General features: G+C 68.5%; 12 protein-coding genes. 6 read left to right on the top strand and 6 right to left on the bottom strand.

What is annotated here, in order from left to right:
- The first annotated feature begins 55 nt into the window (after positions 1-55).
- Positions 56-676: a glutathione S-transferase gene (locus NJD74_RS12605; protein WP_070472123.1), complete on the top strand. Its 621-nt coding sequence runs from the start codon at positions 56-58 to the stop codon at positions 674-676.
- A 61-nt stretch (positions 677-737) separates the two neighbouring features.
- Here the strand turns inward: NJD74_RS12605 and NJD74_RS12600 are convergent, their stop codons facing one another.
- Positions 738-2,918 (bottom strand): primosomal protein N', encoded by a 2,181-nt coding sequence (locus NJD74_RS12600; protein ID WP_319624289.1) that lies wholly within the window; start codon positions 2,916-2,918, stop codon positions 738-740.
- A 437-nt stretch (positions 2,919-3,355) separates the two neighbouring features.
- Here NJD74_RS12600 and NJD74_RS12595 point away from each other — a divergent pair, with 437 nt between their 5' ends.
- The 4 genes from NJD74_RS12595 to sppA all read left to right on the top strand — a co-directional run bounded on the left by NJD74_RS12595 (position 3,356) and on the right by sppA (position 8,383).
- Positions 3,356-4,360: a hypothetical protein gene (locus tag NJD74_RS12595; protein ID WP_102788584.1), complete on the top strand. Its 1,005-nt coding sequence runs from the start codon at positions 3,356-3,358 to the stop codon at positions 4,358-4,360.
- Positions 4,353-4,916 (top strand): DUF3106 domain-containing protein, encoded by a 564-nt coding sequence (locus NJD74_RS12590; RefSeq protein WP_070472118.1) that lies wholly within the window; start codon positions 4,353-4,355, stop codon positions 4,914-4,916. The genes NJD74_RS12595 and NJD74_RS12590 overlap by 8 nt, the downstream gene beginning before the upstream one ends.
- Positions 4,917-5,035: 119 nt before the next feature.
- Positions 5,036-6,400 carry an MATE family efflux transporter gene (locus tag NJD74_RS12585; RefSeq protein WP_019183573.1) on the top strand — a complete coding sequence of 455 codons (1,365 nt, stop codon included), beginning with the start codon at positions 5,036-5,038 and terminating at the stop codon, positions 6,398-6,400.
- Between the two features lie 75 nt (positions 6,401-6,475).
- Positions 6,476-8,383 carry a signal peptide peptidase SppA gene (gene sppA / locus NJD74_RS12580; RefSeq protein WP_070426044.1) on the top strand — a complete coding sequence of 636 codons (1,908 nt, stop codon included), beginning with the start codon at positions 6,476-6,478 and terminating at the stop codon, positions 8,381-8,383.
- A gap of 73 nt (positions 8,384-8,456) precedes the next feature.
- On the opposite strand, the gene NJD74_RS12575 is transcribed toward sppA, so the two are convergent.
- Entirely contained in the window at positions 8,457-8,693 is a 237-nt protein-coding gene (locus NJD74_RS12575; RefSeq protein ID WP_019183575.1) for a hypothetical protein, read from the bottom strand.
- Between the two features lie 154 nt (positions 8,694-8,847).
- On the opposite strand from NJD74_RS12575, the gene NJD74_RS12570 reads away from it, so the two are divergent.
- Positions 8,848-9,624, top strand: coding sequence for an SDR family oxidoreductase (locus NJD74_RS12570; RefSeq protein WP_319624288.1), 777 nt, complete (start codon positions 8,848-8,850; stop codon positions 9,622-9,624).
- A 112-nt stretch (positions 9,625-9,736) separates the two neighbouring features.
- Here NJD74_RS12570 and NJD74_RS12565 read toward each other — a convergent pair whose 3' ends face one another.
- The 4 genes from NJD74_RS12565 to NJD74_RS12550 form a co-directional block, all read right to left on the bottom strand.
- The gene (locus NJD74_RS12565; RefSeq protein WP_070472113.1) at positions 9,737-10,390 is read right to left on the bottom strand and encodes a DUF4124 domain-containing protein; all 654 of its coding nucleotides are present in this window, start codon (positions 10,388-10,390) and stop codon (positions 9,737-9,739) included.
- A gap of 25 nt (positions 10,391-10,415) precedes the next feature.
- Positions 10,416-11,219: a DUF4124 domain-containing protein gene (locus NJD74_RS12560; protein ID WP_319624287.1), complete on the bottom strand. Its 804-nt coding sequence runs from the start codon at positions 11,217-11,219 to the stop codon at positions 10,416-10,418.
- Between the two features lie 43 nt (positions 11,220-11,262).
- Entirely contained in the window at positions 11,263-11,823 is a 561-nt protein-coding gene (locus NJD74_RS12555) for a Sua5/YciO/YrdC/YwlC family protein (protein ID WP_019183579.1), read from the bottom strand.
- Between the two features lie 102 nt (positions 11,824-11,925).
- Complete coding sequence (locus NJD74_RS12550) at positions 11,926-14,424, bottom strand: DNA topoisomerase I (RefSeq protein ID WP_046272835.1); 2,499 nt, start codon at positions 14,422-14,424, stop codon at positions 11,926-11,928.
- Positions 14,425-14,577 lie beyond the last annotated feature (153 nt).

Here is a 14,577-nt window from a genome sequence, read left to right as displayed (position 1 = left end):
TCGTATCCGCACCGCGCGCCCCGTGCCGCGCATCGCCCGATACGAGAGTCCGATCATGCTGAAAATCTGGGGCCGTCGCAATTCCAGCAACGTGCGCAAAGTGCTGTGGTGTGCCGAGGAGATCGGTGCGCCCTACGAGTCGATCGAAGTCGGCGGTGCATTCGGTGGCACGCAGTCGCCGGCGTACCGCGCGATGAATCCGAACGGGCTGGTGCCGGTGATCGAGGACCAGGGCCTGCCGCTGTGGGAATCCAACACGATCGTGCGCTATCTCTGCGCGCGCTACGCGCTGGGCACGCTGTACCCGGAGGACGTGGTGGCGCGCGCGCAGTCGGAGAAGTGGATGGACTGGACCACCTCGACCTTCGCCGGCGTGTTCCGCGATCTGTTCTGGGGCACGTTGCGGACCGCGCCCGCTGATCGGGATGAGGCGCGCATCGCTGCCGCACTGGTGCGCTCGGGCGAGTTGCTGGCCATGGCCGATGAGGCCTTGTCGCGGCAGCCGTATCTGTCCGGTGAGCAGTTCGCGATGGGCGATATCCCGCTGGGCGCCTTCATCTATGCCTGGTTCGAGATGCCGATCCAGCGGCCGGACCTGCCGCATCTGGCCGCCTGGTACGAACGGCTGAAGCAGCGGCCGGCGTACCAGCGTGGGGTCATGACGGCGTTGACCTGATCGGGGTGCCGGCCAGCGGCCGGCACTACCTCGTGCCGACAAACGGTCAGCACATGCCGGCCTAGTACAGATCCATCGGATCCACATCCAGCGACCAGCGCACCCTGCGAGCCTGCGGCAGCGCGGAGATCTGCGGCGTCACCTGGTCCAGCACGCCATGCAGTGGGCGTCGCGCGGGTGAGGACAGCAGCAGCTGGGTGCGCTGGTAGCCCGCGCGGCGCGGCATCGGCGCGGGCATCGGGCCATAGCGTTCCACCGCCGCATCGTCGGGAATCAATGCGCGCACGGCACTGAGCATCGCGTTGGCATGCTCCACCTGCTGCGCTTCGGCACGCAGCAGTGCCAGATGCGCGAAGGGCGGAAAACCGGCCGCCTCGCGCTGCTGCAGTTCCGCATGGGCAAAGGCGTGATACCCGCCGTTGACCAGTGTCTCCAGCAACGGATGCCCCGGGTGGTGGGTCTGCAGCCAGACCTCCCCCGCATCCACCGCGCGCCCGGCGCGGCCGGCGACCTGGATCAGCTGCTGCGCGAGTTTTTCACTGGCGCGGAAGTCGGCCGAGAACAGGCCTTCATCGATGCCGACCACGACCACCAGGGTCAGCTTCGGCAGGTCGTGCCCCTTGGCCAGGATCTGGGTGCCGACCAGGATGCCCGCGCGATCGCCCAGCGAGGCCAACTGGGTCTCCAGCGCGTCGCGCTTGCCGGTGGTGCCGCGGTCGATGCGGATCACCGGGAACTCCGGGAAGGCTTCGACCAGATGTTCTTCCAGCCGTTCGGTACCGATGCCCTGCGGCTGCAGCGCCAGGCTGCCGCAGTCCGGGCACGCCAGCGGCGCGGACTGGCGTGCGCCACAGTGATGGCACTGCAGGCGGCGGCCGCCGGCGTGCACGGTCATCGGCGCATCGCAGCGCTGGCACGGCGCGGTCCAACCGCAGTCATGGCAGAGCAGTACGGGTGCATAGCCGCGGCGGTTCTTGAACACCAGCACCTGGTGCCCGGCCTGCAGATGCTGGGTGATGCCGGCCAGTACTTCCGGCGAGAGCCCATCGCGCAACGGTCGTTTGCGCACATCGAGCACGCGCACCACCGGCGGGCGCGCGGCGCCGGCGCGCTGCTTCAGGCGCAGGTGGGTGTAACGGCCGGCATGCGCGTTGTGCAGCGATTCCAGCGACGGCGTGGCACTGCCGAGCACCACCGCCACGTCCAGTGCCTTGGCGCGCACCAGCGCGAAATCCCGCGCGTGGTAGCGGATGCCGTCCTGTTGCTTGTAGCTGCCGTCGTGCTCTTCGTCGATCACGATCAGGCCCGCATTCGGCAGCGGGGTGAACACCGCCGAGCGCGTGCCGACGATGACCTGCGCTTCATTCCGCGCGGCAGCCGCCCACACGCGGGCACGCTCGTTGTCGTTCAGGCCCGAGTGCAGCACATGCACCGGTATGCCCAGGCGGTTGCGGAAGCGCGACAGCGTCTGTGGGGTCAGCCCGATCTCCGGCACCAGCACCAGCGCCTGCTTGCCACGCGCAAGGCACGCCACGATCGCCTGCAGGTAGACCTCGGTCTTGCCACTGCCGGTGACGCCATCCAGCAGGTAGGCGGCAAAGCCGTCGGCGGCGGTGATCGCGGCGATCGCGTCGGCCTGTTCGGCGTTGGGCGCGGGGCCGCCCGCGGGCGAGGCCACGGCCGGCGAATGGGCCAGCGCGATCCGTTCAACCAGCCCGCGCTTGGCCAGCGAGCGGGCGGCGCTGCGCCAGTCGTCCATCAACGTATCCAGGCGGTCTTCGTTCACCACACCCTCGGCCAGGCACTCGGCCAATCGCTGCGGGCGCGTGCCGTTGCGCAACTTCGGCTGCGGGTCGTGCCCGGCGTCGGTGAGCTGCCAGCCCCACTGATGGGTGTCCGGCACTGCTTCACCGCGTCGCAGCGGGCCGGGCAGGCCCGTGCTGATCACCTCGCCCAGCGGCGCATGGGTGTAGCGCGCCAGCCACTGCAGCGAGCGCCACAGCTCGCCGGTCAGCAGCGGCGTGGTGTCGATCCACTCGATCGCCGCGCGCAGGCTGCCGGGATCCTCCACCTGGCCGATCCCGGCCACCACCCCCACCAGCTCGCGGGAGCCGAACGGCACCCGTACCCGTTGCCCGGTCATTCCCGGGGCCGGGACCGGCCCGGGCGGCGGGGCGTAGTCGAACAGTTGCGGCAGCGGCACCGGCAGGGCGACGCGCAGGGTCGAAGACGAGGAGGTCATCGGGCCAGTGTAGCGGGGCAGGTGGACCCGGATCACGCCCATTCACCGTCTCAACCAGGTGCGCGCCGAATCATAAATCCCACCTAAATATCCGACTTGATTGGAGATTCAGGCTTATCCACATCTTCTGTGGATAAGTCTGTGTGCCATTGCGTATGTGACCGCCTTGCGTCAGGAACTTCCGATGTTCTCCTTAGGTTGGTCAAAAAATAGCCAAGAAACAATGATCAATAAAAACAACAAGATAGCTGTGAAACAAAGTTGAAACAGACTTGACGTGGGCCTCACCTGCGGTTCTACCCCGGTTTTTCGTGGTGCTGTGCACAACCTTTTCCACCAGAACGCTTTGCAGACCGTGGCCGCTCACAGGAAATGAACATCTGCGCGCCGCAGCAGTGACGCAATCGCTATCATTTCCCCACAATGATGGAGTTGCTATGACGGCTGCGCCCGCCCCTGTTTCCTCTACCGCAGCCGGCGCGCTGTCGGCATTTCTTCGTGGCGTTGAACGCCGGGCCCTGGTCGTGGCCGAGCTGCAGTGCGGCGACCCGACCGTGGCCGAGCAGGCCCTGGTCGCGGTCATGCGCGCCTTTGCCGGGATCGCCAGCGACCTGCCCATGGCCCAGTGGCCAGAGCGGTTCTGGTCGCTGCTGGTGCACCGCGCACCGTTGCGGGACCCGGCCGCAGGCCAGTGGCCGGCGCCGCTGGCGCATCTGGCCGGGCTGGCCCCGCCGGCACGGCTGGCGTTCGTGCTGCGGATCGGCGGTGGGCTGGATGAAGCCGCTGCCGCACAGGTCCTGGATCTGCCGATGGCCGACTACCAGCACGCCCTGGCCGATGCCTGCCCGCGCGATGCCCATGGCAATCCCGATGCCGCTGGCTGGCGCGCCCTGGCCGAGCAGGTCCAGCTGCGCATCCGGGATCTGCCCGCCAGCCGTCTGCAGCGGCTGCAGCAACCCGTGGCCGCCCCGGCCAGCCAGCCATCGGACGCAGCGTCCTGGCGCACCCCGGCCAAGTCCGATGCCCCCGCCCAGCGCCGCCCGGTCAGGCGCCAACGCGGCCGCCGTTTCCCATGGAAGGGCGTGCTGATCGTGGCCGTGACCGTCGGCGTGCTGCTGGGCGGTGCCACCTGGTGGAAACACGCCCGCCAGGCTGGCGACCCCGTGATGGATACCCCCGAAGGCGCGGTTGCCGATGCGGGCCCGGTGAAGGTTGAAGCGCTCCCGGCTGACGATCTGCCGAGCGTGGCCCCGGCTGCCTCGCCGTACGCCGCCAGCGATGCGGCGATGCTGGCCGATCCGGATCTGCCGACCGCCCGCGATGCCGATCTGTACGCCTGGTTCGCCGCCGGCGGCCCGGTCCCGGTCGACGAATCGCAGGCCCAGCCGAGCCGCCCCGAACCCGCCACCGCCGGCCTGGAGACGGCTGCCGCCGATGAGTAAGCCTGCCTTCCTGCTGATCGCCCTTGGGCTGTCCAGTGCGGCCATCGCCGCCCCCAACCGGGTCGAAGTGCCGCTGGCGGTGCCCGCGCCTGCCAGTGCCACCGCCCCGGCGATCCCGGCCACGCCTGCGGCGCTGGATCCGGCCCAGCTGCGCGAGCTGCGCAGCCGCTATGCCGCCTGGCAGGCCATGACCGAAAGCGAGCGTGCCCGTGTCCGCGCCGCGGCGGCGCGCGTGGCGGCCCTGCCGCCGGCCCAGCAGCAGGCGCTTCGCCAGCGCTTCGCCGAACAGGACCAGCGCTTCCGCGACGGCTGGCTGCTTGGCCCACAGCTCGGGCATGAGTTCACCAAGCTGCAGGGCCTGTTCGGGTATCTGCCGGCCGAGCAGCGCCCCACCGCGCTGGCGGTGCTGCGCCAGCTCACGCCCTCCCAGCTCACCCAGCTGACCCTGGTCGCCCAGCGCACTCCACCGCAGGACCGCGACCGCGTGCGCGCCGAATTCCTTGGCGTGGCGCCGGCCGCACGGGACAGCTGGCTGCGCGAGAACGTGGGCCACTGACGGCTTCGGCCCGTTTACCTGAAAGCGCGGCTTTTCCCCGGCCGCGCGCGTAAGATGGCGGGCCGCAACCCGGTGCCTGTGCCCTCCGCGCGCGACCGTAGTTGCCGTCTGTGACTCCCATGTCTACCGCTTCCTCCACGCCGCGCCTCTCCCGGGAAGTGCGCGCCACCGGTCTGCTCGCGCTGCCGCTGGTTCTGGGCCACGTCTCCACCGGCCTGATTTCCTTCGTCGACAACGTGATCGCCGGTCACCACGGCACCCACACGCTCGCCGCCGTCACCATCGGTACGGCGCTACTGTGGCTGCCGATGCTGATCCCGATCGGCACGCTGATTTCGCTGACCGCTTCGGTGTCGCAGCTGCATGGCGCCGGCCGCGAGCGCGAGATCGGCCCGCTGTTCCGCCAGGCCCTGTGGCTGGCGCTCGGCCTGGGCCTGATCATGTTCACCTTCCTCACGGTGGTGCCGCCGCTGCTTCCCGCGTTCGGCATCGCGCCGGACATCGTGCCGGGCGCAACCGCGTTCCTGCACGCGGTGCGCTGGGGCGGGCCGGCGCTGACCCTGTACTTCTGCATGCGCTACCTCAGCGAAGGCATGCACTGGACGCTGCCGACGATGCTGCTCGGCTTTGGCGGCCTGCTGGTGCTCGCGCCGCTGGGCTATGTGCTGTGTTACGGCAAGCTCGGCTTCCCCGAGCTGGGCGCCGAAGGCCTGGGCATGGCCTCGGCGATCATGATGTGGCTGCAGGCGCTGTGCTTTGCCGGTTATCTGTGGAAGACCAAGCGTTTCGCCCACCTGCAGCTGTTTTCGCATCTCGAAGCGCCGCGCTGGTCGGCGATCTGGGACCTGCTGCGGACCGGCCTGCCGATCGGCATCACCGTGCTGATGGAAGGTGGGTTGTTCATCGTCACCGCGCTGCTGATCGGTCGTCTCGGCGCCACCGAAGCCGCCTCGCACCAGATCGCCATCAACGTCGCGCAGCTGTGCTTCATGATCCCGATGGGCGTGGCCGAGGCCACCACGGTACGGGTCGGCCATGCGGTCGGCAGCGGCAACGGGCTGGGCGTGCGCCGCGCGGCGATCGCCGGGCTCGTGATCATCCTCGGCACGCAGACGTTGTCCGCGCTGGTGCTGCTGTTTGGCCATGACGCCATCGTCGGCGTCTACACGGCCGACATGGGCGTGGCCGCACTGGCCTCGACGCTGTTGCTGTACGCGGCGGCGTTCCAGTTCCCGGATGGCATCCAGGTGCTCTCGGCCGGCGCATTGCGCGGGCTGAAGGACACCCGCGTGCCGATGTTCATCGCCATGTTCTCGTACTGGGGCCTGGGCATGCCGCTTGGCGCCGGGCTGGGGCTCGGCCTGGGCATGGGCCCGCAGGGCATGTGGCTGGGCCTCATCCTGGGCCTGACCGCCGCCGCGATCCTGATGGGCTGGCGCCTGCGCGTGAGCAGCGCCCGCGCCGGTCTCCCTTCGACACCCTGACTTGTGTCCGATGCCGGCGCGCCCGGCACCGGCTATTCTGGCACCACGGCAAGAAGCCACTCTGGAGTTACCCCCATGAACCAACCCGCGCGTCGCAATCCCGTCGCCAGCTTCTTCATCGGGCTGTGGGATGTGATGAACTTTACCCGCCGGCTGATCCTCAACCTGGTGTTCTTCGGCCTGCTGTTCCTGATCCTGATCCTGTTCATCGTCGCGATGGGCAAGAGCGCGACCTCCAAGGCCTCGCTGCAGGACCGCACGACCCTGGTGATCGCACCGGAAGGCCGGCTGGTCGAGCAGTTCAGCGCCGATCCGGTCAGCCGCGCGCTGGGCAAGGCAGTGGGTGACAAAGGCGCCGATGAGATCCAGCTGCGCGATCTGATCCGCGCGTTGGAGGCAGCAAAGACCGACAAGAAGATCGAGCGCGTGGTGCTGGAGCTGGACAAGCTGCAGCCGAGCGGCTTCGCTTCCATGCGCGAAGTGACCGTCGCGCTGCAGGAGCTGCGCGCCGCCGGCAAGCAGGTGGTGGCCTTCAGCGAGAACATGAGCCAGTCGCAGTACCTGCTCGCTTCGCAGGCCGATGAGGTCTACCTGGACCCGATGGGCGGCGTGGTGCTCGAGGGCCTGGGCCGCTACCGCCAGTATTTCCGCACCGGCCTGCAGGACAAGCTGGGCGTGGACGTGCACCTGTTCAAGGTGGGCGAGTACAAGTCGGCCGCCGAGCCGTATGTGCTCGATGCCGCCTCGCCGCAGGCCAAGGAAGCCGATCTGTTCTGGATGAACGATGTGTGGCAGCGCTACCTGTCCGACATCGCCAAGGCACGCAAGCTCGATCCGGCACAGCTGGCCGCCGGCATCGACACCATGCCCGAAGGGATCGCCGCCGCCGGTGGCGACCTGGCCAAGTTCGCCCTGCAGCAGAAGCTGGTGGACGGCCTGAAGACGCGCGAGGAAGTGGACACCCTGCTGACCGAGCGCGGCATCGCCGACGATGACGCCGACGGTGGCTACCGGAACGTCAATCTCGACGCCTACCTGAGCGTGCTGGACGGCCGTCGCTCGCCGGTGGATTCGCGTCCGCAGGTGGCGGTGATCGTGGCGTCCGGTGAAATCTCCGGTGGCGATCTGCCGGCCGGCCGCATCGGTGGCGAGTCGACCTCGGCGCTGCTGCGCGAAGCGCGCGACGACAAGGACGTGAAGGCCGTGGTGCTGCGCGTGAGCTCGCCGGGTGGTGAAGTGTTCGCCTCCGAACAGATCCGCCGCGAAGTGGTCGCGCTGAAGGAAGCCGGCAAGCCGGTGGTGGTCTCGATGGGCGACCTGGCTGCCTCGGGCGGTTACTGGATCAGCATGAACGCTGATCGCATCTACGCCGATCCCTCCACGATCACCGGTTCCATCGGCATCTTCGGCATGATCCCGAACGTGGCGCGCTCGCTGGACAAGATCGGCGTGCATACCGACGGCGTGGGCACCACCCGTTTCGCCGGTGCGTTCGACATCACCCGCCCGATGGATCCGGCCGTGGGCCAGGTGATCCAGTCGGTGATCAACAAGGGCTACGCCGATTTCACCGGCAAGGTCGCCGCCGCGCGCAACAAGCCGGTGGAGGCGGTCGATGAAGTCGCCCGCGGCCGGGTGTGGAGCGGTGCGCAGGCCAAGGAACGCGGCCTGGTGGATGACTTCGGTGGCTTGAAGGCCGCGGTGGCCGATGCCGCCAGCCGTGCCAAGCTCGGCGAGGCCGGCAAGTTCCGCGTGCGTTACATCGAGAAGGCGGCCACGCCGTTCGCGCAGTTCCTCAGCGGCTTCGCCAGCAGCCATGCCGGTGCCTGGATGCTGGGCGAATCGGGCATGGCCCGGCTGATGCTGGCCCGTTCGATGCCGGAGCTGGACACCCAGCTGCGCTTTGTCGAAGAGGCCGCGCGTGACCCGCGCAACAACGCCGCGCCGGTCAAGACGCTGGTGTACTGCTTCTGCGGGCTGTAAGCGGCTTCAGCGGTTCTGTGTGACACCCGAACGCCCGGCCTGTGCCGGGCGTTCTGCCATCCGGCCGATGGGGTCAGGGGCTGGGCGGTGGCGCATCGCCGGTAGCGCGGTCCACCTCGGCGGCTTGAGCGTCGGCGGTCTTCTGCAACGTATCGCCCACGCCCTTGGCGCGGTCGATCGGATCGTGGATCGCATCGCGCAGTGCGGTCGCCTGTGGTTCCGGCGGGGTGTCCGGTGCCGGGGGCACCGGCCGGTTGCAGGCGCTCAGCGCGAGCATCGCGAGCAGCGGCAGGGCAGTACGGATCGTCATGGCAACCTCCCTCGGTGAGCCGGTGGCAGAGGACCAGTGTCCCACCGCCTCGCGCCCCGCGCGTGATGGCGCCCGGCGTGCCGGCCATCGCGCGTTATCCTATCCGGGCAGCACGACCGGTGCCGCATTCCATGGATTACCGCAGGAGAGGCACGTGAGCGCGCAACGTTGGCGACTGGATGGACAGACCGCATTGATCACCGGCGCCAGCGCCGGCATCGGCTTGGCGATCGCGCGCGAACTGCTGGGCTTCGGTGCGGACCTGCTGATCGTGGGCCGTGATGCCGATGCGCTGGAGATGGCGCGCGACGAGCTCGCCGATGCCTTCCCGGACCGTGAGATCCACGGCCTGGCCGCCGACGTCTCCGATGACGAAGACCGCCGCGAGATCCTGGACTGGGTAGAAGACCACAGCGATGGGCTGCACATCCTGGTCAACAACGCCGGCGGCAACATCAGCAAGCCGGCCACCGAATACACCGAGGACGAATGGCGCGGGATCTTCGAGACCAACCTGTTCTCGGCCTTCGAGCTGTCGCGCTACGCGCACCCGCTGCTGGCGCGGCATGCGGCTTCGGCCATCGTCAACGTCGGCAGCGTCTCCGGCCTGACCCACGTACGCAGCGGCGCGGTGTACGGTATGACCAAGGCCGCCATGCACCAGATGACCCGCAACCTGGCCGTGGAGTGGGCCGAGGACGGCATCCGCGTCAACGCGGTGGCGCCGTGGTACATCCGCACCCGGCGGACCTCAGGGCCGTTGTCGGATCCGGATTACTACGAGCAGGTGATCGACCGCACCCCGATGCGGCGCATCGGCGAGCCCGAAGAAGTCGCTGCCGCCGTCGGCTTCCTGTGCCTGGCGGCCTCCAGCTACGTCACCGGTGAGTGCATCGCGGTGGATGGCGGGTTCCTGCGCTACGGGTTCTGAGCCGGCCAGCGGCCGGCACTACCGATCACACAGTGCGTGGCAGCTCACAGGGTGCGCGGCAGCACGCGGTCATGGCGCACGGTCAATCCAGTCACGACGCGGGCAAACCGGGTCACGGGACCGGGCAATCGCTGTCGGCCAGCACCGCTTCCAGGCGCGCGCGTTCGGCGGTTGCAGCGGCCTGATTCTCCGGCGCAGCAAAGCGCTCGCGGCCGCGCGCGTCGCGGAAGCGCTGCTGCCAGCTGCTGCAGCGCTGCGCCTCGGCCACCGGCTCGCAGGCATCGCGGACCACTTCGCAGCTGGCCGCATTGCCTGGTGCCTGGCTGCCACCCAGCCCGGTCAGGGCCAGCGATTCGCACCGTGACGGGGCCGGTTCGCGCTCATGCAGGTAACGAACACCTTCTGCGGAGATGCATTGGTAGATGTCCGGCAGCGGCGGCTTGGGCGGCCCTGCAGCGTCGTGCTCGGCCGCCGGCGGTTGCGGGCGCAGGGCTGCACTGTCGAGCAGGCCACTGTCCTCATCGCCCGCCTGCGGCAGCGGTGGCATGGTGTGCGCGGTGGTGGGCACGGACGGCGCTGCCTCGGCCACGGCGGCGCCACGCACCGGCGCGCTGATCCGCTGGATGCGCTGTTCGCTGCCGGCGGGACAGGCCACGCTCTGGATGGTGAGGTTGCCGCCTGCATCGGTGCAGCGGAAGAACACCGCCTCGTCTGCCGCAGCGGGCAAGGACACGAACAGCAGGGGCAGCAGGAACCGTCGTTTCATCGCATCAGTGTAGAGCGCAGCGCGCTCAGTGGCCGCCGCAGTCCTGGTCCAGGCGCGCATCGATCCCGCGCTGCTCGCGGGTCAGCGCGTCACGCTCGCTCTGCAGCGCACTGTTGTAGCGGCGGATCAGGTCCCAGCGCCGGTCTTTCAACCGCGAGCAGACCTCCTGCGCGGGCAGGGCATGACATTCATCGCGCATCAGCACGTTGCCGGCCGGTACCACCACGCTGTTCCCCACGCCCGGGTACGGATAGCCACCGCCTTCCCACTGCGAGCTGCCACCACCGATGTTGATGCTGCCGCCGACCCGTGAGCCGCCGCCACTGACGGAGAGCGAGCCTGCACTGCTGCGCACCGAGCCGCTGCCCATCGGCATGATCGGTGGCAACGGCCGTGAGGGTGGATGGCTGCCCGAGGGCGGCCTCGGGCCAGGCGGATACGGCAGATAGGCCTCGGTCCAGATCGGCACCCAGCGCGGATTGCCTTCATTGCTGTCGCTGACGTAGCTGTCGCCCTCGCTGGTGGTGCATTCGTACATCGGCTGCGGCGGCTGCACGTGCACATACCGCACCTCGCGCTCGGGCGCGCGCGGCGCAGGCGTCGGCTCGGGCGCGCGGTCGCTGCGAACGACCTGCGGGGCCGGGTCGCGTGGGCGCTGCAGGTCGCGGACCTGCTGTCGGCCCTCGCGGCACGGGGCATCCTGCAGCGAGACGGCGCCGTTGCTGCCGACGCAGCGATAGATGCGTACGTTGTCGTTCTGCGCCGCAGCGGGCAGCACAGGGCCCACCAGTGCGAGCAGGGCCAACCACAGGGCAGGGCGCAGGGTCATGCAGCCAGTGTGCGGGTTTGCCTGCCTGCGCGCAAAAGGCGGTTCAGCTGCGCAACACCTGGCCGCTGAGCGCATCGCGGATCGGCGTGGGCTGTGCCAGGCCACCGGTCTGGCCATCGATCAGGCCATCGAGCAGGGCCAGCAGGCGCGGGTCCAGCTCGGCACGCGTGCGTGCCGGCGGCTCGCCGGCGAGGTTGGCACTGGTGGAGACCAGTGGCCCGCCCCAGGCACGGCACAGCGCGGCGACCAGCGGGTGGGCGCTGATCCGTACGGCGATGCCGCTGTGTTCGCCGGTGATCCAGCGCGGCGCGCGAACGCCGGCGGGCAGGATCCAGGTATTGGCACCGGGCCAACTGGCCAGCACCGCGCTTTGGCGCTCCAGGGGCAGGACCTCCATCCGCACCCACCCTTCCAGCTGGGCCGGATCGGCGGCGACGAGGATCATGCCTTTTTCGACCGGCCGCTGCTTGAGCTGCAGCAGCTTCATCACGGCTGCCTCGTGCGCGGGGTCGCAGCCCAGGCCCCAGACCGCTTCGGTGGGATAGGCGATCACCCCGCCAGCGCGCAGCACGGGCAGGGCAGTGTCCACAGTGAGTTCGTTCATGGCAGGTGGGCCGGATGCATGGCCCGCATTATCCTCCCGCCGTGGCGGGAGGGGTCAACCCGGCCGCAGGCAGGTTCACGTGACCTGACCTGCACCAGGGGGTCAGGAGGCCTTTTTGACCGCCTTCTTCACCGCTTTCTTGGCCACCTTTTTGGTCGCCTTCTTCGCCGTGGCTTTCTTGGCGACCTTCTTCACCGCCTTCTTGGTGGCGGTCTTCTTGGTCGCTTCACCGGCAGCGGCTTTCTTGGCCGGTGCCTTCTTGGCCACGACCTTCTTGGCGGCCTTCTTGCCGAAGCCCTTGCGCACCGGCTTGCCGGTTTCTTCCATCAGCTTCTGCACCTCGGCCAGGGTCAGCGAGGCCGGCTCGCGATCCTTCGGGATCTTGCCGTTCATCTTGCCATCGCTGATGTACGGGCCGAAGCGACCGTTCAGCACCTGGATCTCGCTGCCCTCGAATTCCTTGATGATCCGGTTGCGCGCGATCTCTTCCTTCTCTTCGATCAGGAACACGGCGCGGGCCAGGTCGATCGTGTACGGGTCGTCTTCCTTCTTCAGCGAGGCATAGGTGCTGCCGCGCTTGGCAAACGGACCGAAGCGACCGATGCCGACGCTGACGTCCTCATCCTTGTCCTGGCCGAGCGCACGCGGCATCAGGAACAGCTCCAGCGCGTCTTCCAGGGAGATGGTGTGCATCGACTGGCCGGGGCGCAGCGAGGCGAACTTGGGCTTGTCCTCGGCATCTTCGGCGGTACTGCCGATCGCCGCGTAGGGCCCGAAGCGGCCCAGGCGCACGCTGACCGGCTTGCCGGTCTTGGGGTCGGTGCCGAGCTCGCGCGCGCCACTGGCCTCGGCGCGGTCGACCGATTCGTTCTTCTCGCCGACCAGCTTGTGGAACGGTTCCCAGAAGCGCGCCATCAGCGGGATCCAGTCTTCCTCGCCACGCGACACCGCATCGAGCTCATCTTCGAGCTTGGCGGTGAAGTCGTAATCCACGTACTGGGTGAAATGGCTGGAGAGGAACTTGGAGACCGCGCGGCCCACGTCGGACGGGCGGAAGCTGCGGCCTTCCATCTCCACGTATTTGCGGAACAGCAGGGTCTGGATGATCGAGGCGTAGGTCGACGGGCGGCCGATGCCATATTCTTCGAGCGCCTTGACCAGCGCCGCTTCGGTGAAGCGCGGCGGCGGCTGGGTGAAGTGCTGTTCGGCCAGGATGCGCTCGAGTGGCACGCGGTCGCCGGGCTTCATCGCGGGCAGCTTGCGGCCTTCATCGTCGTCCTCGGCACTCTTGTTGTCCTTGCCTTCCTCGTACACGGCCAGGAAGCCGGGCACGACCACGGTGGTGCCGCTGGCGCGGAACACGTGCTCGCTGCCGGCCGACAGGTCCACGCTCACGGTGTTGAGCGTGGCCGGGATCATCTGGCAGGCCACGGCCCGCTTCCAGATCAGCTCGTACAGCTTGCGCTCGTCGTCGGTGAGGAAGCGTGCCACCTGGGCAGGGGTGCGCAGCGCCGAGGTCGGACGCACGGCTTCGTGCGCTTCCTGGGCGTTCTTGGATTTGGTCTGGTAGGTGTTGGGCTGGTCCGGCAGCGAGGCGATGCCGAAGTCGCGCGCGATCACGTCGCGGATCTCGGCCAGCGCGTCCTGGGAGAGGTTCACCGAGTCGGTACGCATGTACGAGATCAGGCCGACCGTGCCTTCTTCCTCACCGATCGCCACGCCTTCATACAGCTTCTGCGCGACCTGCATGGTCTTGCGCGTGGTGAAGCCGAGCTTGCGCGAGGCCTCCTGCTGCAGCGTGGAGGTGGTGAACGGCGGGGCCGGGCGGCGCTTGCGCTCCTTGCTGACCACGTCGGTGACGTGCAGGGCGCCCTGGGCGGCCTGCTGGATGCGCATGCGCGCGGCCTCGGCGGTGTCGCCGTCGGTCACGGTGAACTGTTCGAACTTCTGGCCGTCCAGCTTGATCAGGCGCGCATTGAAGTGCTGCGAAGGATGCGCGCACAGCGCGTCGATGCTCCAGTACTCGCGGGCGATGAAGGCTTCGATCTCTTCTTCGCGCTCGACGATCATGCGCAGCGCCGGGCTCTGCACGCGGCCGGCGGACAGGCCGCGCTGCACCTTGCGCCACAGCACCGGGGAGAGGTTGAAGCCGACCAGATAGTCCAGCGCGCGGCGTGCCTGCTGCGCATCGACCAGGTCGCCGGCGATCTCGCGCGGGTGGCCCATCGCTTCCTTGATGGCGCGCGGGGTGATCTCGGTGAAGACCACGCGCTGCATCGGCTTGTCCTTGACCAAGCCGCGCTCGCGCAGGATTTCAGCGATGTGCCAGCTGATCGCTTCCCCCTCGCGATCCGGATCGGTCGCCAGGAAGATGTCGTCGGCGCCCTTGGCGGCCTTGACGATGGCATCGACGTGCTTTTCGTTCTTCTCGATGAGGTCGTAGCGCATCGCGAAGTTGTTGTCGGGGTCGACCGCACCTTCCTTGGGCACCAGGTCGCGCACATGCCCATACGAGGCCAGGACGGTGAAGTCCTTGCCGAGGTATTTGTTGATCGTCTTGGCCTTGGCGGGCGATTCGACGATGAGCAGGTGCTTGGGCATGGCGTCAGGATTCTATGGGCAGGGCCCCGGGGAGGGCCGCTAGGGTGGAGCAAATGGCCGCATTAGTGAAGCGGCGCGGGCGATATACATAAACCGAACGCCCGGGGGTGGGCCGGGCGTTCAGCTTTCTGCCTATTAGTGGAATCACGCCGG

Origin of the sequence: Stenotrophomonas sp. RG-453, assembly GCF_033843685.1 — a bacterium.
GTDB classification, from domain to species: Bacteria; Pseudomonadota; Gammaproteobacteria; order Xanthomonadales; family Xanthomonadaceae; genus Stenotrophomonas; species Stenotrophomonas bentonitica_A.
The sequence above is the reverse complement of the archived record's forward strand: the minus strand, read 5'-3'. Positions and strand labels throughout refer to the sequence as shown.